17 protein-coding genes are annotated in these 18960 nt (G+C 67.5%); 6 read left to right on the forward strand and 11 right to left on the reverse strand.

Annotated features, from left to right (window positions below; genetic code table 11):
- The first annotated feature begins 173 nt into the window (after positions 1-173).
- Complete coding sequence (locus tag KAK88_RS14535) at positions 174-3449, forward strand: PAS domain S-box protein (RefSeq protein ID WP_242077173.1); 3276 nt, start codon at positions 174-176, stop codon at positions 3447-3449.
- 63 nt (positions 3450-3512) lie between these two features.
- Here the strand turns inward: KAK88_RS14535 and KAK88_RS14540 are convergent, their stop codons facing one another.
- On the reverse strand, positions 3513-3869 hold the full coding sequence (locus tag KAK88_RS14540) for a DUF6481 family protein (protein WP_055752926.1): 357 nt from the start codon (positions 3867-3869) through the stop codon (positions 3513-3515).
- A gap of 246 nt (positions 3870-4115) precedes the next feature.
- Positions 4116-4301: a hypothetical protein gene (locus tag KAK88_RS14545; protein ID WP_137722277.1), complete on the reverse strand. Its 186-nt coding sequence runs from the start codon at positions 4299-4301 to the stop codon at positions 4116-4118.
- Between the two features lie 447 nt (positions 4302-4748).
- Between KAK88_RS14545 and KAK88_RS14550 the strand changes: the two genes are divergently transcribed.
- The gene (locus KAK88_RS14550) at positions 4749-5873 is read left to right on the forward strand and encodes a cell wall hydrolase (protein WP_242077174.1); all 1125 of its coding nucleotides are present in this window, start codon (positions 4749-4751) and stop codon (positions 5871-5873) included.
- 21 nt (positions 5874-5894) lie between these two features.
- Here KAK88_RS14550 and nadC read toward each other — a convergent pair whose 3' ends face one another.
- Genes nadC through nadA form a run of 4 tightly spaced genes read right to left on the reverse strand, consistent with a single transcriptional unit; the run spans position 5895 to position 10270 of the window.
- Entirely contained in the window at positions 5895-6752 is an 858-nt protein-coding gene (nadC, locus tag KAK88_RS14555; RefSeq protein WP_242077175.1) for a carboxylating nicotinate-nucleotide diphosphorylase, read from the reverse strand.
- Positions 6749-8263 (reverse strand): L-aspartate oxidase, encoded by a 1515-nt coding sequence (locus KAK88_RS14560; RefSeq protein ID WP_242077176.1) that lies wholly within the window; start codon positions 8261-8263, stop codon positions 6749-6751. Before KAK88_RS14560 ends, nadC begins: the two co-directional genes overlap by 4 nt.
- Positions 8260-9120 carry a metalloprotease gene (locus tag KAK88_RS14565; RefSeq protein ID WP_242077177.1) on the reverse strand — a complete coding sequence of 287 codons (861 nt, stop codon included), beginning with the start codon at positions 9118-9120 and terminating at the stop codon, positions 8260-8262. Before KAK88_RS14565 ends, KAK88_RS14560 begins: the two co-directional genes overlap by 4 nt.
- Before the next feature lie 58 nt (positions 9121-9178).
- Entirely contained in the window at positions 9179-10270 is a 1092-nt protein-coding gene (gene nadA / locus KAK88_RS14570; protein ID WP_242077178.1) for a quinolinate synthase NadA, read from the reverse strand.
- Positions 10271-10458: 188 nt separating this feature from the next.
- Here nadA and ilvA point away from each other — a divergent pair, with 188 nt between their 5' ends.
- Positions 10459-11973: a threonine ammonia-lyase, biosynthetic gene (gene ilvA / locus KAK88_RS14575; RefSeq protein WP_242077179.1), complete on the forward strand. Its 1515-nt coding sequence runs from the start codon at positions 10459-10461 to the stop codon at positions 11971-11973.
- 69 nt (positions 11974-12042) lie between these two features.
- Positions 12043-14250, forward strand: coding sequence for a methyl-accepting chemotaxis protein (locus KAK88_RS14580; protein WP_242077180.1), 2208 nt, complete (start codon positions 12043-12045; stop codon positions 14248-14250).
- 37 nt (positions 14251-14287) lie between these two features.
- Here KAK88_RS14580 and KAK88_RS14585 read toward each other — a convergent pair whose 3' ends face one another.
- Positions 14288-14686, reverse strand: a complete 399-nt coding sequence (locus KAK88_RS14585; protein WP_017504716.1) for a host attachment family protein — start codon at positions 14684-14686, stop codon at positions 14288-14290.
- Between the two features lie 109 nt (positions 14687-14795).
- On the opposite strand from KAK88_RS14585, the gene KAK88_RS14590 reads away from it, so the two are divergent.
- Positions 14796-15506: a LamG domain-containing protein gene (locus tag KAK88_RS14590; protein ID WP_242077181.1), complete on the forward strand. Its 711-nt coding sequence runs from the start codon at positions 14796-14798 to the stop codon at positions 15504-15506.
- Positions 15507-15824: 318 nt separating this feature from the next.
- Complete coding sequence (locus KAK88_RS14595; protein ID WP_242077182.1) at positions 15825-16397, forward strand: tetratricopeptide repeat protein; 573 nt, start codon at positions 15825-15827, stop codon at positions 16395-16397.
- Here the strand turns inward: KAK88_RS14595 and KAK88_RS14600 are convergent.
- The 4 genes from KAK88_RS14600 to KAK88_RS14615 are packed head-to-tail and all read right to left on the reverse strand — an operon-like array spanning position 16394 to position 18959.
- Positions 16394-16921 carry a methylated-DNA--[protein]-cysteine S-methyltransferase gene (locus tag KAK88_RS14600; RefSeq protein ID WP_242077183.1) on the reverse strand — a complete coding sequence of 176 codons (528 nt, stop codon included), beginning with the start codon at positions 16919-16921 and terminating at the stop codon, positions 16394-16396. The two genes, KAK88_RS14595 and KAK88_RS14600, sit on opposite strands and share 4 nt — an antisense overlap.
- Positions 16918-17997 (reverse strand): bifunctional transcriptional activator/DNA repair enzyme AdaA, encoded by a 1080-nt coding sequence (locus KAK88_RS14605; protein WP_242077184.1) that lies wholly within the window; start codon positions 17995-17997, stop codon positions 16918-16920. Before KAK88_RS14605 ends, KAK88_RS14600 begins: the two co-directional genes overlap by 4 nt.
- A 58-nt stretch (positions 17998-18055) precedes the next feature.
- Complete coding sequence (locus tag KAK88_RS14610) at positions 18056-18265, reverse strand: helix-turn-helix transcriptional regulator (RefSeq protein WP_017504712.1); 210 nt, start codon at positions 18263-18265, stop codon at positions 18056-18058.
- Positions 18258-18959: a hypothetical protein gene (locus KAK88_RS14615; RefSeq protein WP_242077185.1), complete on the reverse strand. Its 702-nt coding sequence runs from the start codon at positions 18957-18959 to the stop codon at positions 18258-18260. Before KAK88_RS14615 ends, KAK88_RS14610 begins: the two co-directional genes overlap by 8 nt.
- Between the last annotated feature and the right edge of the window lies 1 nt (position 18960).

The raw sequence follows: 18960 nt of genomic DNA on the forward strand, positions 1-18960 counted from the left end.
AACGGCCTTTCGCTGAGATCGCGCGTCTAGTCCGACTTATAGGCCATTTTCCGGCGCCACGACGACCGCCGTTATCGCACCCCTTTGCGCGTCAGGGGTGGTCGCCCCAAACGCAAGGTGTAAAGCTATGTTCCAGCGGCGCAAACGCGTCGCTGGTGGGGCGAACCGACGATATGAGCGCAGGCGGATCGAAAGGGCGGATCGCAGGCATGGATCGCTGGCTGGTCGGCCTGGCGCGCTTGCCCGCGACCTCCGCGTCGCGTCGTCTTTTCATCGGGGTCGGCATCGCGCTCGTCGGGCTGGTGATCCGGGCCGCGGCCTCTCCGCTGTATGGCGAGGTGACCGGCTTCACCATCCTGTTGCCGGCGGTGACCCTTGCGGCTCTGGCGGCTGGCTGGACCGGCGCCTTGGCGGCGCTTTTGGTCTGCACCGGCGGCGGCTGGGCGATCGTCGCGCTGACGGCGACCGGTCGCGATGGCGTGCTTGACGCCATCGGCGGTGCGGCGACCTGGAACTTCGTTCTCGTCGGCCTGTTCATCGCGGCGGTTGGCGCGTCGCTGCGCAAGGCCCTGTCGCGGCTGAGCGAAAGCGAGACCCGGTTCCGCGAATTGGCCGATACCGCCCCCTCGCCGATCTGGCTGCTGGACGCCAAGGGCGAGTTCGAGTTCGTCAACGCCGCCGTCTTCGCCTTGCATGGGCTGGACATCGAGGCGTTGCGCGAAGGCGGCTGGAAGACAGCCGTGCACCCCGACGATCTGGAGACCGTAAAGGCGGCCGAGAAGGCCGGCGCCGCTGATCGCAAGCCGTTCCAGATGGAGGCGCGCGTTCAGGGACAGGACGGCGTCTGGCGCTGGATGCGGGCCGTCGTGCGTCCGCGCTTCGACGGGCAAGGCGCCTTCGTCGGCTATGCAGGCATTTCCTTTGACGTGACCGAAACTCACGAGGCGCTGGATGCCGCAGCGCGCGCCGCCCGACGTCAGGCCTTCCTGCTGGATCTCAGCGACCGACTGCGCGACCTGACAGATCCCGAAGACATCATGGCCGATGTGGAGAGCACCCTTGGCGCCCTGCTGGATGTCGAGCGGGTGGGCTATGGCGAGGTCGATCAGGCGGCGGGCGTCGTCTCCATGAGCCGCGACTGGACCGCCGGCGTCGAAAGCGCCCAGGGACAATTTAGCCTGAACGCCTTTGGCGAAGGTCTGATCGCGGACCTGAACGAAGGCCGCACCATCCAGATCTCAGATGTGCGCGAGGATCCTCGCACGGCGGCGGTCGCCGACGCCTTCAACGCCATCCAGACCCGCGCCCTGGTGCGCGCGCCGCTGATCCGCACCGGTCGCTTGCGCGCGTTCCTATATGTCCATTCCGCGACCCCGCGCGACTGGACCGAGGCTGAGGTCAGCCTTGTCGAGGAAGTCGCCGCGCGCACCTGGGCCGAGGTCGAGCGCGCCCGCGCGGAAAACGAGACCCGTGAGAGCGAGCAGCGGTTCCGCGCCATCGCCGACACCGCGCCGGTTCTGATCTGGGTCACGAAACAGGATCGCACGCGCGCCTTCGTCAACCGCGCCTATGTCGATTTCCATGGCTCGGACTATCAGACCGTCCTCAACCTGGATTGGCGCGACGTGCTGCATCCTGAGGATCAGGCGCGCATTCTGGCGGAGTCCGTGAATGGAGAAGCGACGCGCGAGCCCTTTTCGATGGAGGCGCGCTATCGCCGTCACGACGGCGAATGGCGCTGGCTGAAATCCTTCTCACGTCCCCGACTGGCGGGTCAGGAGGTTGTCGGCTTCGTGGGCGTGGCGTTCGACGTGACGGACATGCGCACGGCCCAGGCGCGACTGGAGGAATCCGAGAACCGCTTCCGCACCGTCGCCGACAGTGCCCCCGCCCTGATCTGGATGAGCGACGATGCCGCCCAGATGGTGTTCGCCAACAGGCGCTACCGCACCTTCTTCGGTGTAGAGGCCGACGCGCATCTGCCCGACAGCTGGCGAAGCCTGATCCACCCGGATGACGAAGGAGTGTTCGCCGCCGCCTTCATGCGCGCCTTCGAGGCCCGGGATCGGTTCGAGGCGCTGACGCGGATCAACCACCCGACGCTCGGCCCGCGCTGGCTGCGAACCGAAGGCGTGCCGCGCTTCGACGCCTCGGGCCTATTTCAGGGTTACGTCGGGGCCTGTCTGGATGTGACCGACGCCAAACGAGCCGAAGACGACCTCAAACGCATCAATGAACTGCTGGAAGAACGGGTCGACGAGGCCCTGATCGAAAAGGCCCAGGCCGAGGCGCAACTGGTCCACGCCCAGCGTATGGAGGCGGTCGGGCGGCTGACCGGCGGGGTCGCGCACGACTTCAACAATCTGCTGACCGTGGTGATCGGGGCGTTGGACATCATCTTGCGGAGCGAAGACGCGGCCAAGCGCAAGAAGCTGGGCGAGGCGGCTCTGGCGGCGGCGCGACGGGGCGAGAGCCTAACGCATCAGTTGCTGGCCTTCTCGCGTCGTCAGGCGCTGCGTCCCGAGCCCATCGACCTGAACGCCCTGATCCGCGAGAGCGAACCGCTGCTGCGTCGGGCCGTCGGCGAGGCGGTGGACTTCAAGGTCAAGCTGAAGCGCGGCGGCGCGCCCGCCAATGTCGATCCGGCCCAGTTCGAAGCCGCGCTGCTGAACCTGATCGTCAATGCGCGCGACGCCCTGGGCGATGTGACCGGAGCCAAGGGCCGACAGGCCCGCATCACCGTGCAGACGCGGGCCTGCACCGTCGAGGCCGGACAGATCGCCGAACTGTCGGCCGGCGACTACGTCTGCGTCAGCGTCGCCGACAACGGCGAAGGCATGTCGCCGGACATCCGCGACCGGGTGTTCGAACCCTTCTTCACCACCAAGGGCGTCGGCAAGGGCACAGGCCTGGGCTTGAGCCAGGTCTATGGCTTCGCGCGCCAATCGGGCGGTGGGGTCCAGATCATCTCCGAGCCGGGCCGCGGGGCCGAAATCTGCATCTTCCTGCCGCCGCTGTCGGCGGAAGACGCCGCAGTGACGTCGAGCCTGGTCGCCGCCGATGGCGCCGCCTTGGTCGAGGGCGGGCGGATGTTGCTAGTGGAGGACGACGCCGGCGTCGCAGCCATCGCTCTGGAAATCCTGGAAGGCTTCGGATTGGAGGTCGATTGGGCCGAGACGGGCGACGATGCGCTGAAGTTCCTTCAGGCCGACGACTTCGATCTGATGCTGACCGACGTGGTGATGCCCGGCGGCATGAGCGGCATCGATTTGGCGCGCGAGGCGGCGGCGCGCTGGCCGGACCTGCGGATCGCCCTGACCTCGGGCTACGTCGGCGAAGACGTGGATGCGGTGCTGGCCGACACAGTCTGGCCGCTGTTGCGCAAACCCTATTCATCGGACCAGCTGCGCGCCCTGCTGGAACGCCTAAGCGCTACTCCGGCGATCTGACGGCCAAAGAAAAACGCGCCGCAGCGATGCGACGCGTCGATCTGGTTGGAGCTGCAGCTGGATTTAGCGGCGGGCCTTGCGGGCGGCGTAACGGGCGTCGCGCTTGGCCTTCTGCTCTTCCTTGGTCAGTTGCTTGCGCGCCTTGCGGTCGGCGCGCTTTTCCGCGTCGATCTCTTCCTGGGCCGCCAGTTCGGCGGCCAGACGCGCGGCTTCCTTTTCCGCCTTTTCACGGCGCTGCTCGGCCTTGGCCAGCTCGTGCTGCTGGCGCAGGGCTTCCTTTTCGGCGGCGCGCTTTTCGGCCAAGCGCTCGAACTCGGGATCGGGCGCGGCGGCCTTGGGCTTGAATTTGGCGAGCAGGGCCTTCTTGGCCTCTTGCTGGGCGGTAATGCGGTCGGAGAATCCGGTCTTCAGATCTTTCATGCGAAAGCGTCAGGGTTCCTTGTGAGCGACCAGGGCGGTCGTCGGGGGTCAGGCTGCGCCACGCACGGCCCGAAGCGGGGCGCACAAAGCCGATAAGCGCGCGAAAATCAAGGTTCGCAGCCCGCAAATCGGCCTGATGCGTCATTTGGAGCGTCGCGGCGGCGTGGCCGCAACACTTCGATCAGATAGGCGACGCGGCCCGGATCGCAAGCGCAGCGATAAGAGCGTGCATCGATCAAGGCGGTCTTAGTTCGGCTTTTGCGCCTGGCCGACGGCCGTCCCGGCCGCGCCGCCAACGGCGGCCCCGACCGGCCCGCCGACGACCGCGCCGGCGATGGCGCCGCTGGCGGCCTTCTGTTCGATCGTCGCGCCGCAGGCTGACAGGGCGAGCGCCGTCGCAGCGGCTGCGGTCAGGGTGATGATTTTGGTCATGGCTTCTCTCCAAAGGCCACGCTTGAACGCAAACGCCGCACAGCGGTTCCTGGCTTGGGCTCTAGTTGCGTGGACACTCCACGCCACAATTTTAAACAGATTTTATCAATGCATTTAGTCTGTCGCGCTGCAACATATCTATAGATAACAAGTCTCACTGTAGTTGGATACAGTATTAAAGCGATAGATTTATCTGGTCTTGCCGTTTTGCAGCCACACAGGGCGCCGAGACTAAAAAATGCCCATCGAAATCGACGCGTTAACCATAGGATTGCGAATCGAACACATTAAGGCCATAAAAGGCTGGCTAAAGGCCCGTCCTCGACGCCCGAGCCACTGAGCCGAGCGCCGGAAATTGCAGGCTGGACCGCGACCGCAATGGGTCGCCTCCCCGGCAAGACTATCCCGGGGGCCGCGTTTCTCGCCCTGCTGAACAGGACTACCTCGTTGTCGCATTCCTCGCAGACGCGCGCCATTCTGCGCGCCGATCGTGTGGCCAAGATCAAGCCCATGACGGCTGCTGCAGCCTTTGGCGGTCTGTTGGGACTGGCGATCGGATGCGCCTATCTGGGCGGCACGACGGCGCGCGCGACGACGCTGCGCGCCCAGGCCGAACGGATTCAGGGCGCCACCGCCGCCGGTTTCACGGAAGAAGCCCTTGCCGCCGCCGCCGGCGGCCTCGACGCCAGCGCCCTGACTATCGCGCGGCGTCATGATCCCTATACCAGCGCGGGCTCGGCCCAGCGCGATCGCCAGGCCGAACTGCTGGCCGCCCGTCTCGAGCAGCTCCGCGCGCCGGGCGATCCCAATCTTCGCCGCGCCAGCCTGACCGCACCGACCGCCGCGCCCGCCTTCCGCGTGGCCAACGCCCTAGACGCCAGCCGCGATCTCGATTGCCTGACCCAGGCCGTCTATTACGAAGCCCGTGGCGAAGGCGCCGACGGCATGAAGGCCGTGGCTCAGGTGGTCCTCAACCGCGTGCGCCACCCCGCTTTCCCCAAGACCGTCTGCGGCGTCGTCTTCCAGGGCGCGGCGCGCAGCACCGGTTGCCAATTCTCCTTCACCTGCTCCGGCGCGATGCGCGGCCGCGTCAACCAGGCCGCCTGGAACCGCGCCAGGACCGTGGCCTCGAACGCCATGTCGGGGTCGGTCTTCTCGCGCGTCGGCAATGCGACCCATTTCCACACCACCGCCGTGACGCCGGGCTGGCGTTCGTCGCTGGTCCAGATCAGCCAGGTCGGCAGCCATCTGTTCTATCGCTTCGGCGGCCGCTCAAGCACCGGCGGGACCTTCACCTACGCCGCCCGTCGTGCGACGCCGGCGGACCAACCGCGCCTGATCCAGGCCGGCCTCAACCCGGTCGAAACCGCGCGTCAGGCCGGACAGGCGGTCGCCTATTCGATGGTGCTGGCGCAGGAAGGTCGCGCCCTGCCCACGCCAGCTGCCCAGTCGACGACGCCTTCTCCTGCCGCCACGCGCGCCGCCGCGGCCCAACCGGCTTCCCGCCCCGCGCGGGCGCACGACACGCCGGCCAAGACCGACGTCGCCGAAACGGCCTCCAGCCCCGCTTGATCGGCGGAGGCCTGGGAGCGATCAGAGCGCGTCCAGGCCGATATCCAGAACGGGCGCCGAATGGGTCAGAGCGCCGACCGAGATGACGTCCACGCCCGTCTCGGCGATGCCGCGCACCGTTGTCAGATCGACCCCGCCCGAGGCCTCCAGCACGACCCGCCCTGCGACGCGCGCCACGGCGGCGCGCAGGTCGTCAAGGCTGAAGTTGTCCAGCATGATGACATCCGGCGCCGCGCTCTCGTCGATCAGAGCCAATACGGGGTCCAGCTGATCCAGCCCATCGACCTCGACCTCGACCTTCATCAGATGCGGCGCGAAGGCCTTGGCCCGCCGCACCGCTTCGGCGACGCCGCCGCAGATGGCGACGTGGTTGTCCTTGATCAGGATGGCGTCATCCAGGCCGAAGCGATGATTGATCCCGCCGCCGCAGGCCACGGCATGTTTCTCCAGCGCGCGCAGCCCCGGCGTGGTCTTGCGCGTATCCGCGATCCGCGCCTTGGTCCCGGCGACGGCCTCGACATAGGTGCGCGTCGAGGTCGCCACGCCGCTGAGCCGTCCGACCAGATTGAGCGCCGTCCGCTCGGCCGAGAGGAAGGCGCGCGCGTCGGCCTCGACAACAGCCAGCACGGCGCCCGCTTCAAAGGCGTCGCCGTCTCTCAATCTCAAATCGATCGAGGCCTTGGGGTCCATGGCCAGCACGGCCAGGCGCACGCAGTCGATGCCCGCCAGCACCCCGGGCTTCCTGGCTGCAAAAGCCGCCTTCATCCGCGCACCCTCAGGGATGCAGGCCATGGCGGTCACATCGCCGGCCCGACCCAAATCCTCGGCCAGCGCCAGACGCACGACGGGCTCGATCAGCACTTCAGGAAGTCGTCTCATTCCGCCGCCTCCAGCGCCGCCGGGTGTGGGATCCGCACTCGCGTGTGCACAGCCGCCCTATCCGTTTGCGGATAGTCCGACCGGTAGTGTCCGCCCCGGCTTTCGCGCCTGTCCAGCGCCGCCTGAGCGATGAGCCTCGCCGCCAACAGGACGGCCGCCGACCCGTGCTGGCTCTCCAGCCGGTCGATCAGGGCGATCAGAGTCTGCAGTCCCTCCTCATCACGCACCACACCCGCATGCGCCGTCATGGCGGTCCGCAGTTCGGCCATCGCCGCATCCAGCAGGTCAGGCGAGATATCAGCTGCCAAGGCGCGGCCGCCGCCGACTTCCTTGGCCGCCGACCGGCCCGCGCGCCGACCGAAGGCCGCCGCTTCCAGCAGGGAGTTGGACGCCAGCCGGTTTGCGCCGTGCACGCCGGTCGCCGCACATTCTCCGACCGCATAGAGGCCTGAAACCGTCGTACGGCCGTCGGCATCGGCGGCGATCCCGCCCATGTGATAGTGGCAGGCCGCCATCACCGGGATCGGGCTGACGCGCGGGTCCAGCCCGGCGCGCATGCAGGCGGCGAAGACGGCGGGAAACGCGTGGGGAAACTCGTCCCCGATCGCTGCCCGCGCATCCAGAAAGGCCCCTCGCCCGTCGGCGCGCGCCGCATGGACCGCCCGCGCCACCACGTCACGCGGCTTCAGGTCGGCGTCGTCCGCCTCGCCCAGCAGGAACCGCCCCTGCCCGTCGATCAATCGCGCGCCTTCGCCCCGCAGCGCCTCGGTCGCCAGCGGCGCGGGGTCCAGTCCCACGTCGATGGCGGTGGGGTGGAACTGCACGAACTCCGGATCGAGGATTTCCGCGCCGGCGCGCGCGGCCAGCGCCATCCCCTCACCCTTCAACGCCGCCGGGGTCGTGGTCGCCGCGAACAGACCGCCCGCACCGCCAGTGGCCAGCACCGCCGCCGTCGCCGTTATCTCGACCAGGCGGTCGCCGCGCGCGACCACCGCCCCGACAACCCGGCCGTCGGCGTCCTGCGACAGGGCCTTAAGCCGCGCGTCGTCCCAGACCTCGATCAACTTCTCGGCCCGCACCGCCGCGACGACGGCCGATAGGATGGCACGGCCCGCCCCGTCGCCGCCGACTCGCGCCACGCGGGGAACGGAATGGGCCGCCTCCAGGCTGACGACGAAGCCGCCGTCCGCATTCCGGTCGAACGGCGCGCCCAGGGCCGCCAGCCACTCCACCGTCTCGCGCCCGGCGTCGGTCAGGGCGCGCGCCGCGATCGGCTCGACCAGGCCCGCGCCCGCCGCCTCGGTATCGCTGGCGTGCAATGCGGCCGAGTCCTGCGCCGTCAGCGCCGCCGCCATCCCGCCCTGCGCCCAGGCGGACGAACAGGCGTTCAGCAACGGCTCGGGCGTCACGACCAGAACCTTGGCCCCAGACTTCGCCGCCTCCAGCGCGGCCGACAGCCCCGCCAGCCCCGCCCCGACGATCAGAGGTCCGTCATGCCGCGTTCGGTTCATCGTCCAAAGCCTAGGTAGTTGAGGCCCAACTGCACCGCGCCGGACGGATCGCCCCCGGTCATCGGCATCAGGGCGCCGACGGCCGCCGCCGCGCACACCGCCAGGGTCAGCAGATAGAGCGCCAGGCTCTTGCCCGCCTCGGACCAACTCAGCGTGCCCCAGGCCGCACGCCAGACGCCACGCTTCAGATGGCTGAACACCGACAGGGCCAGGAAGGCGGCCAGGATGAACCGCCCGGTCGTCAGGCCCCACCACACCACCGCGACACCGATGACCAGCAGCACAATCTGCTCAAGGCGCGGGTGCACACGCGTCAGCACCGGCCCTAGAGCCTTGGATCCATCCAGAGGCGGCGCCGGCACGAGGTTCACCAGATTGAGCATGGCGATGAAGAAGGCGCCCATCAGCCATTCGCCCTGCCCCAGAACCATCCAGACCCCGACGAACGGGATCATCGCCAGCAGGCCGAAGGCCGGTCCGGCCAATGACACCAGAACCCCGTCCCATTCGCTCTTCGGCTCACGCCGCGCCTTGGCCAGGCCGCCCAGGAAGGGGATGATGTAGATGCGCGCCGGTCCCATACCGAGCTTGTTCATCGCCAAGGCGTGGCCCGCCTCATGGACGAACAGGCCGATCAGCACCGCGCCCGCCACGATGGCGCTGCCCGTGATCCACCACAGAAACCCGCCCATCAGCGCCGTGGACAGCATCGCCCAGACCAGGCTCTGATCCTTCTCGACCGGCGCTTCGGCTGCGGGCGCCTGCGCGGCTCCGCGCGCCGATGTCGGTTCGGGCTTGGCGTCCCAGAGGCCGGGCGCGCGGCCGGGCGTCTGATCTGTGGTGTCTATGTTGCTCATGGCGTCCAGATGGGCGCAAGGACCCGCCCCGTCGCCGGGACCGATCGCCGCGTCACGCTCAGATCAGCTCCACATCGACATGGTGGCGCGCCTTGACCAGGTCGTAGCGCGCGGGAACGGCGGGCGGCGGCAGGTCGATCATTCGCTGCACCGCCAGACGTCCACGCTCGATCATGTCGGCGGGCACCGTCACCTCAAACTGCATGTTCAGCAGGCAGTCGTGGATGTTCTGCAGTGTGATCCGCTTCATGTGCGGGCACAGGTTGCACGGGCCGATGAACTGCACGCCCGGCACGTCGCCAGCGACGTTCGAGGCCATCGAACATTCGGTGATCATCACCACCTGTTTGGGCCGGCGCGCCTCGACATAGTCAGTCATCGCCGCCGTCGATCCGGCGAAATCCGCCGCCGCCAGCACGTCTTCGGGGCATTCGGGGTGGGCCAGGATTTCCGCGCCCGGATAGGCCGCGCGCATCTCGGCGATATCGTCCACCGTGAACCGCTCATGCACCTCGCAGCGGCCTTTCCAGGCGATGATGCCGACCGTCGTCTGGGCCGCGACGTTGCGCGCCAGGAATTCGTCCGGGATCAGGATGACGCGATCCACGCCCCATTCCCTGGCCGCCCATTCCACCACCTGAACGGCGTTGGCGGACGTGCAGCAGATGTCGGTCTCGGCCTTCACATCGGCGGTGGTGTTCACATAGGTCACGACCGGCAGGCCCGGATAGCGCTGCTTGATCAGCCGCACATCCGCCCCGGTGATCGACGACGCCAGCGAGCACCCGGCGCGCAGGTCCGGGATCAGCACCGTCTTCTCGGGCGACAGGATCTTGGACGTCTCGGCCATGAAGTGGACGCCCGCCTGGACGATCACCTTCGCGTCCGACCGCGCGGCCTCCTTGGCCAGGCCAAGGCTGTCGCCAACATAGTCGCCGACTCCGTGGAAGATTTCGGGCGTCATATAGTTGTGGGCCAGGATCACGGCGTCGCGCTCGCGCTTCAGCCAGTTGATCTCGCTGATCAGCCGCGCCTGCGCGGGCCATTCCAGCGGCGTGACGTGGTCCTTGACCTTGGCCCACACCCCGGCGGTTTCCCGCTCCAACTCTTTCGTCAGACCAAAGGCGCCGTCAGCCATGATCATCTCCATACCTTATGCTCACATTTAGCATAAGCAGGCGCAATGTAGGCCGATGCGGGCGCTGTGCAAGAGGAAATGCATGCCGCTTCCTCTCAACCGCCCAAGATACAGATTTGCAAAACTGTTCCCACTTTGGTGGATATCGCCTAGACGGCAGCTAACTTCTTTGCCTTCAAGCGCCTATTCACGACATTTCCATGCAGGACACCATCCGCCGCATCCTCACCGCCCGCGTCTATGACGTGGCGGAGGAAACGCCTCTCGACCCGCTGCGCCGCCTGTCGGCACGGCTCGAGCGGCCTGTCTTGCTAAAGCGGGAGGACTTGCAGCCGGTCTTTTCGTTCAAGATCCGCGGCGCTTACAACAAGATCGCCAGCCTGTCGGAAGATGAACTGTCCAGGGGCGTCATCTGCGCCTCGGCCGGCAATCACGCGCAAGGGGTGGCCCTGGCGGCCGCACGTCGCGACATTCCCGCCACCATTGTCATGCCCACCACCACCCCCGGCATTAAGGTCGCGGCCGTGCGCGCCCTGGGCGGCGAGGTCGTACTGCATGGCGACAGCTTCGATGAGGCCTACGCCCACGCTCGTGAGTTGGAGGGCCTGACCGGCGCGGCGTTCATCCACCCCTTCGACGACCCCGACGTCATCGCGGGCCAGGGCACGGTGGGCCTCGAGATCGCCCGTCAGCACGCCGATCCGATCGAAGCCGTCTTCGTGCCCATCGGCGGCGGCGGCCTGGCGGCCGGCGTCGCGGCCATCATCAAATTCCTGCGGCCCGAGACCCAGATCGTTGGAGTCGAGCCGGTGGATGCGCCGACGATGAAGTCCGCCATCGACGCGGGGCAGGTCGTGACCTTGAACGAGGTCGGCCTGTTCGCCGACGGCGTCGCCGTGCGTCGAGCCGGGACCGAGACCTTCCGCCTGTGCAAGGATCTGCTGGACGAGATCGTGCTGGTGGACACCGACGCCATCTGCGCCGCGATCAAGGACATCTTTGATGATAGCCGTGCCATCGCCGAACCCTCCGGAGCCGTCGCACTGGCCGGGCTGAAAGCCTGGGCCGCCGCCCATCCCGGAAGCGGGAGTCTGATCGCCGTCAACTCGGGCGCCAATCTGAACTTCGACCGGCTGCGTCATGTCGCCGAACGGGCCGAGATCGGAGAGGGCGCTGAGGCCCTGCTGGCCGTGGCGATGAAGGACGACCGCGACGACTACCGTCGATTCCTGGACAGTCTGGACGGTCGTTCGGTCACCGAGTTCAACTATCGCTGGTCCGGCGACGGGCAGGCGCAAATCTTCGTCGGCGTCGCCCTGCGAAACGGTCCGCACGAGCGGGACGACCTGATCGCGGCCCTGCGTTCGGGCGGTTACGCCGTCGAGGACATGAGCGACAATGAGACTGCCAAGCTGCATGTCCGCTACATGGTGGGCGGCCGCACCGTCGGCCTGCCCCATGAACGCATCCTGCGCTTCCAGTTCCCCGAACGCCCCGGCGCCTTCCTGCGGTTCCTGAACAGCCTCCAACCCGCCTGGGCCCTAACGCTGTTTCACTATCGCAATCACGGCGACGACGTCGGCCGAGTTCTGGCGGGCATCAGCGTGCCGCCCCAGGAGCAGGCCCTGCTGACCGCCGCCCTGGCCCATCTGGGCTACCCCTACGTCGACGAGACCGCCAATCCGGCGTGCCGCCTGTTTCTGGACGGCGCGTAACTACGTAGTGCGACCTTAACCGGGCGTTTGCGGGCCGCGGCGCATGAGTACAAGCCTACGGAGCCCGTCATGTTCTCGTTCAATCGCCTGTCCATCGCCTTGAAGCTCGCCGTCGTGGCGGGGCTCGCCATCGGCGCCTTGATGATCGTCGCGGCCATCGGCGTGACGGCCTATTCCGGCGCGATCGTCCGCGACATGGCCGGCCGATACGCCGAAAGCGCTGCGCTAGAAGCCTCGCAAGAAATCCGCAACGAGATCGTCTCGGCCGGCACGGGTGCCAAGACCCTGGCCGCGACCTTGGGTGCCGCACGACAGACGGGACTGACCGACCGCGCCGCCTATATGGCGCTGGTCAAGCCGAACGCCGAAGCCACCGATCAGGTGATGGGCGCCTGGTTCATGGCCGCCCCGGACGCCGTCGGGGCCGACGCCGCCCACATCAGCGATCCGGCGAGCAGTTCGAACGTCAACGGACGACTTTCAATCTACTGGGTGCGCCGTGACGGTCAGAGTTCCCTGGAGCCCGAGGCTGACGGCTCGGACTTCGAACAGGCCTACTACACCGAGCCGATGGCCAGCGGCGCGCCGGTCGTGGTCGAACCGTACGAAGAGAACATTGGCGGCGGCAAGGTCGCGATGACCTCGGTCGCCTATCCGGTGCGCGCCAACGGCCGCATCATCGGAGTCGCGGGCCTGGACATCACCCTGGCCAACCTGTCGCAGCGCTTGGCGGCGATGAAGCCGCTGGGCACGGGCCGCGTCACCCTGGTGTCGAACAAGGGCGTTTGGGTCGCCCATCCGGACGCCGCCGTGCGAGGCCAAGCCTATGCGGACACTGGTGCGGACATCGTGCACAACGTGATCGCCAAACGCCAGGCCCAGGCGGTCGAGGGCGTCAGCGTGAACGGCGAGCCGGTTCGACGTCTGATCCAGCCCGTGATCCTGCCCGGTCAAAAGGCGACCTGGGCCGTCGTGCTGGACATTCCCGTCGCGACGATCGAGGCCCCGGCGCGGCAGTTGGCCTTGATGCTTCTGGTCGGCGGTGTTCTGATCATCGCCGCCATCATCGTCGCCCTTCTGGTCACCAGCGACCGTCTGATCCGACGCCCGCTTGCGCGTCTGACCGCCCATGTTCGGACCATGAGCGACGGACGCTATGACATTCCCGTCGCCGGTGCGGACAAGGCCGATGAACTGGGCCAGATCGCGAGGGCGCTCGAAGGGTTCCGGGTCGAGCTTGCGGACGGTCTGGCGCGGCGCGACCAGCAGCAGCGAGAACGTGCGGCCGCCGAAACCGATCGTCGCCGGCACGCCGAGGAGACGGAGCTTTTCGCCGCCTCGCAAACGCGCGCCGTCGAGACTTTGGGAGAAGGTCTATCGCGCCTCGCCGCCGGCGACCTGGCCTGGCGGATGCCCGAGGCGGGCTTCACCGCCGACACGCGTCGCATCCCGGAAGATTATAACGCCGCCCTGCACCAACTGCACACAACGATGACCGGCATCTGGACCACGGCCCAGTCGATGCGCGGCGGATGTCAGGACATCGCCGCCGCCGCTGACAGCCTGTCGCGCCGCACCGAGCAGCAGGCCGCCGGTCTGGAACAGACCGCTGCCGCGCTGGACCAGCTGACGCAGACGGTACGCAGCAGCGCCGAAAACGCCGAGCGCGCCCGAGACATCACTCAGGCCGCTCAGGCGGCGGCGGACAAGGGCGAGGCCGTCGTGCAGGACGCAATCGGCGCCATGTCGGAGATCGAGCAGTCGTCGACCCAGATCAACCAGATCGTCGGTGTCATCGACGAGATCGCCTTCCAGACCAGCCTTCTGGCCCTGAACGCCGGTGTCGAGGCCGCCCGGGCCGGCGAAGCCGGACGCTGTTTCGCCGTCGTCGCCTCCGAGGTAAGGGGCCTGGCCGAACGGTCGGCCAGCGCCGCCAAGGAGATCAAGGCGCTGATCGCCCTGTCGCAGAGCAATGTGCAGCGCGGATCCGATCAGGTGTCGCTGACGCGCGACAGCCTCAGCGCCATCGCTGTCCAGGTGGCGGAGGCCAACGCCCTGGTTCGTACCATCGCCGCCGCGACGCGCGAACAGTCGGTCGGCATCGGCGAGATCAATGTGGCGATCAATCAGATGGACCAGTTCACCCAGCAGAACGCCGCCATGGTCGAGGAATCCACCGCCGCCAGCCACGCCCTAACGAGCGAGGCCGGCGAACTGGAGGGGCTGATCAGCCGCTTTGATCTGGGTCAGACGGCGCAGTCGAGACGCGCCGCCTGATCCGGGAACGGGCGCCACGTACAGCGCCCGTCTGTCTTCACGCCTTATCGATGGCGGCGGCGATCTGATCGCTGGAATGGCCCGTCAAATCCTTGGCGATCTCGCCGACCAGCTTGGCTTGAAGGTCCTTGTGCCAATGCTTGCGCAGCTCGCCCAGCGTCTTGGGCGCTGCGATCACCAGCAGTTCGTCGATCTTGTTGGTGACCGACCATTTGTTCAGCACCTCGGCGACGCCCATGGCGAAACCGTCCTCGGCCTGGGTGTCATTGTCGGGGTTCGCCTCATTGGATCGGCGGCCGGCCGAACCCGACACCCGATCCGCGATGGCCGGGGTTTCCAGCGGCGTCAGCTTGATGTCCGAAGCGTTCGTATTCTTGAACAGGGCCAGCTTCTCGCCATCGACCACCGCCACCAGCGCGCCATTGGAAAGTTTCATCGTCGATACTCCAGTGTGTAGGGACCTGGACAACGAACCGGAACGCAGGCCGTTGCCTCACGCCGCCGATCCCATAGTGTCGCGCGACAAAACCGCCGGGAGATGAACCATGCCTGACGTCCTGCCGCTGGACCGCCGCCGCCTGATGGTCCTGGGCGCATCCGGCGCTGCGGCTGCGATCCTGCCGGCGTGCGCGACCGTGACGGCTGCATCGCCGCGCCAGACGGTATGGACCTTCGATCGCCTGGCCGACATCGGGGGGATCGAGACCCGCGTCGAGGGCGCGCCGGGCCTGATCGACAGTCCGTTTGGCCGAGCGGTTCAGTTCGACGGCGTGGACGACGCCCTGTTCATCGACCAGCATCCGCTGGCCGGAGCCGAGACCTTCACTTTCGAGGCCCTGTTCCGACCCGACGGCGGCGCCTTCGAGCAACGCTGGTTTCATCTCGCCGAAGAGGCGCCGGCCGGTCAGCCGCCGTCGCAGACGCGCTTCCTGTTCGAGATCCGCGTGGTTCAGGACCGCTGGTACCTGGACGCTTTCACGCGCGGGCCTAGCTACAACCACACCCTGATCTTCCCCGAGCGGCTCCATCCGTGCGGACAGTGGTTCCACGTCGCGCAAACCTTCGACGGCGTCCTGTACCGGGCCTATGTCGACGGCGTCCTGCAAGGCGAACATGCCGTGCCGTTCAAGCCGCAAGGGCCAGGCCGGGCCTCGGTCGGTTGCCGCATCAACCGCGTGAACTACTTCAAAGGCGCGGTGCGTCAGGCCCGCTTCACCCACGCCGCCCTGCCGCCTGGACGGTTCACGCGGGGCTAACGACAGGCGCTGCGCTAAGCCTCGCCTAATCGTCCAGGTTGCGCCTATGGTCAGACGATCGATGGGGAGCGAAAAATCATGCTGAGAATTTTGGCTGCAGCACTAGCGCTTTCAACGGCTGCTTTGACGACGCCGCCTACGCCGGCTCTCGCGGCGGCCAGAGCCGCTACGCCACAGATGTCGCGCCAGGAATCCCGAGATCACGACCTTTTCGTTCAGGCCAACACCGACTTTCAACGACGGGGCTATCCCGCTCTCGCCCGGCGTCTTCCCGCGCTCCGTCAGGCGCTGGATCGGATGCCTGCGGATTATGGACAGTTGGTCGAGCAAGCAGGCCAGCACGTTGTGAGAGTCTCCGATCCCGGCGACGTGCTGATGATGATGGTCGGCCTGTCGGCAGCCGCCGGCAAGGATGGAAGCGGCGCAAAAGGCGCGACGGCCCTGCCCAACGTCTATGGCGACATCGCCCTGATGCTCGCTTCGGAAGCCGTCGAGGCGCGTCGGTACGAAGAAGGCATCAGCTATCTAGATCGCGTGCTGAAGGTACAGCCGAAAAACTGGTTGTTGCTTGTCGAAAAGGCCGCCGCCCTGCAGGGGTTGAGACGTTGGAATGACGCCCTGGTTCTGGCTGACGCCGCATTGGCGGACGACGATATACTGATGCTTTTGCATCGCGGCCCATTCCATCGCCGGCGCGGTTTCATCCTGATCGAACTAGGCCGATTGGACGAGGCGAAGGCCGCTTATGAGGCCGCGCTTAAAATCGATCCGGACGACGCAAACGCCAAACGCGAACTGGAATACATCGCTGAACTGAAGGGTGGCGCATCGCCTACTGCGCCCCAAGTGCTCTCTCCGCTCTCGCCGACGCCTGCTCCACCAATCCGCTAGAGCAGCCGACCGCCCGCTTCATGCGCCAGAAGCCAGCGTTTGCGCTCAAGCCCGCCCGCATAGCCGGTCAGGGTCCCGTTCGCTCCGATCACGCGATGGCAGGGCACAATGACGCCGACCGGATTGGCGCCGTTGGCCAGGCCCACGGCGCGGACGGCCTTGGGCGCGCCGATGGCCGCAGCGAGCTGACCATAGGTGCGGGTCTCGCCGGTCGGGATGTCGCGCAACGCCTTCCACACCGCGCGTTGGAAATCCGTGCCGCCGGTGCGGACCGTGATGGCGTCAAAGGCGGTCAGGTCGCCGCCGAACCAAGTCTCGACCGCCCGACGCACCGGCTCCGGCGCGCGGCCGTCGGTCAGCACGACCTCACCGTAGTGTCGGCGCAGCAGCAGGCGCAGACGGGCTTCGTAGTCGTGGAAATCCAGCGCGCGCACCGCGCCGTCGGCGTCGGTGACGACCAGCACCTCGCCGACGGGGGACGGGATGCGATCCAGGGTCAGGTGCATGTCAGGCTGCTCGGTCATTTCGCCGTTCCTCGCTCAGGGCCCCAATAGAGTGCGCCATAGGCCCGCCACGGCCGCCATCGCTCGGCGCGCGCCAGCAGCGCGGCGTCCGTCGTCGCCAGCCGGTCGCTGGGCGCATCCTCGCCGGCGTCGATCCACTCGCCCGCAAGTCTCAACCCCGGCCTGGCCCTGATTGCGCCGTGCAGAACGGGATCGGCCGACAGGTCGCGCGTGACCGCCTCGGGATCGGCGGCGAGGTCAAACACGCGCCGCACCCGCGCCAGCACGCCCGGCAAGGTTTTCAGATTGTTGATCCGCGCCTCGACCGCCGCCTTGCCCGGTTGAGCGGGGCGCAGCGTCACCGCACCCCCCGTGCCATCCACGTCGGGGCGCAGCCGCCGAGCCCAGACGCCATCGACAACCGCCTCGCCCGCGACGCCGCGCGTCGCCAAGGTCGTCATCATGGCGTCCCAGTCATAGGGCTGGCGGTAGGACAGACCGATCTTGATCACCCCGCCCGCTTCCGCCTCGACCTTGCGGCGCCGCAGGTCCGACGGCGCGCGACCGTAAAGGGCCTGAAACGTCTCGTTGAATCGTCTCACACTGCCGAAGCCCGACGCCATCGCCACCTCGGCCATCGACAGGTCGGTCTCGTGGATCAACTGTTTGGCCAGGAGGACGCGCCGTGTCTGGGCCACACTGACCGGGGCCGCGCCCAGATGCTGACGGAACAGGCGGCGCAGTTGTCGCTCGCCCAAGCCCAGCCGTGTCGCGAGGGCGTCCGTGTTGCCGAAATCCAACGCCCCCGCCTCGATCAGCGCCAGAGCCCGGCTGACGGTATTGGACGTGCCGAGCCAGGCGCCCATTTCCGGCGCCGTCTCGGGCCGGCACCGCAGACAGGCCCGCAAGCCTGCCGCCTCGGCCGCTGCGGCGCTGGGGTGAAAGACCACATTCTCGCGCTTGGGCGTCCGCGCCGGGCAGACGGGCCGACAATAGATGCCCGTCGAGGTCACGCCGGTGAAGAAACGCCCGTCGAAACGGGCGTCCCGCGCTACGACGGCGCGCCAGCACGCCTCCTGATCCAACGACTGATCCATGCCCGAAGGATGCGCCGCCCGCCCGACGATGTCTCGCGGTTTTCGGACATGGATCGGATCAGTCTCTCAGGAAGAACAAGGCCTCCACCGTCGTATCCAAGGCCCGGGCGAGTTCCAGCGCCAGAACGGTCGAGGGCACGAAGACGCCGTTCTCGACCGTATTGATGGTCTTGCGCGAGACGCTGGCCTTGTCGGCCAGCCCCTGCTGCGTCAGTCCCGCGGCGGTGCGCGCCTCCTTCAACCGCGAGCCGAGCCTGGGATCACCCATCGCGACCGGCCTCGCGATCCAGCCAGGCGAACCGCAGGCCCGCCGACGCCCCGCCCAGCGCCAGGACATAGGGCAAAGCCAGCACGCCATAGTCCGCGCGCCACAGACCCAGACCAAGCGCCACGGTGACCCCGCCCATCAGCACGACGAAGGCCAGGATCATCGACCGCGCCCGCAAAACCTGCGTGAGCTCGTCTTCCATCAGACGGCGGTTCTTCTGCGCGTTCCAGTCCCAGCCCATGACGAGCACAGGGATCAACCAGCCGTACAGAACCGGCAGCAGGATCTGCACATAGGCGCCCAGGTTGTGGTCCCCGCCCAGAACCCGCTGCATGGCCAGATGCGCCTGAGCCATGAACAGCAGCAGCACGAGAGGAAAGAGCACCAGCTGTCGGGTGCGCTCCCGCTGCAGCTTTTCGCGGCGGGCGCCGTCACGGCTCTCCGCAACATCGATGGGCTGACCGGAGCGGCCACACCAGGCCATCATGGCTCCGATGAGCATCAGCCCGAAACCGAAGCCCGCCGCCACGCCCGCAGTCGTCGCCTGATCGCCCTCTGTTCCATGCATGAGCGCAAAACCCGCGCCGCCCGCCAGGGCGGCTGCGCCGATGACGAGCATGGCGACGCCGCCCCACCAGTATCGACGCCGGCTCGACTGCACCCGCAGAACTGCGGCGTTTTCATCCTTGTTCACG

Source organism: Brevundimonas diminuta (assembly GCF_022654015.1).
GTDB classification, from domain to species: Bacteria; Pseudomonadota; Alphaproteobacteria; order Caulobacterales; family Caulobacteraceae; genus Brevundimonas; species Brevundimonas diminuta_C.

Coding starts and splice junctions, on each gene's coding strand:
- KAK88_RS14560 (WP_242077176.1), bottom strand. CDS start 8,263: ATGAACCGAACGCGGCATGACGGACCTCTGATCGTCGGGGCGGGGCTG.
- KAK88_RS14540 (WP_055752926.1), bottom strand. CDS start 3,869: ATGAAAGATCTGAAGACCGGATTCTCCGACCGCATTACCGCCCAGCAA.
- KAK88_RS14610 (WP_017504712.1), bottom strand. CDS start 18,265: ATGGGTGATCCCAGGCTCGGCTCGCGGTTGAAGGAGGCGCGCACCGCC.
- KAK88_RS14585 (WP_017504716.1), bottom strand. CDS start 14,686: ATGAAACTTTCCAATGGCGCGCTGGTGGCGGTGGTCGATGGCGAGAAG.
- KAK88_RS14600 (WP_242077183.1), bottom strand. CDS start 16,921: ATGACCGAGCAGCCTGACATGCACCTGACCCTGGATCGCATCCCGTCC.
- nadC (WP_242077175.1), bottom strand. CDS start 6,752: ATGAGACGACTTCCTGAAGTGCTGATCGAGCCCGTCGTGCGTCTGGCG.
- KAK88_RS14565 (WP_242077177.1), bottom strand. CDS start 9,120: ATGAGCAACATAGACACCACAGATCAGACGCCCGGCCGCGCGCCCGGC.
- ilvA (WP_242077179.1), top strand. CDS start 10,459: ATGCAGGACACCATCCGCCGCATCCTCACCGCCCGCGTCTATGACGTG.
- nadA (WP_242077178.1), bottom strand. CDS start 10,270: ATGGAGATGATCATGGCTGACGGCGCCTTTGGTCTGACGAAAGAGTTG.
- KAK88_RS14590 (WP_242077181.1), top strand. CDS start 14,796: ATGCCTGACGTCCTGCCGCTGGACCGCCGCCGCCTGATGGTCCTGGGC.
- KAK88_RS14580 (WP_242077180.1), top strand. CDS start 12,043: ATGTTCTCGTTCAATCGCCTGTCCATCGCCTTGAAGCTCGCCGTCGTG.
- KAK88_RS14545 (WP_137722277.1), bottom strand. CDS start 4,301: ATGACCAAAATCATCACCCTGACCGCAGCCGCTGCGACGGCGCTCGCC.
- KAK88_RS14605 (WP_242077184.1), bottom strand. CDS start 17,997: ATGGATCAGTCGTTGGATCAGGAGGCGTGCTGGCGCGCCGTCGTAGCG.
- KAK88_RS14535 (WP_242077173.1), top strand. CDS start 174: ATGAGCGCAGGCGGATCGAAAGGGCGGATCGCAGGCATGGATCGCTGG.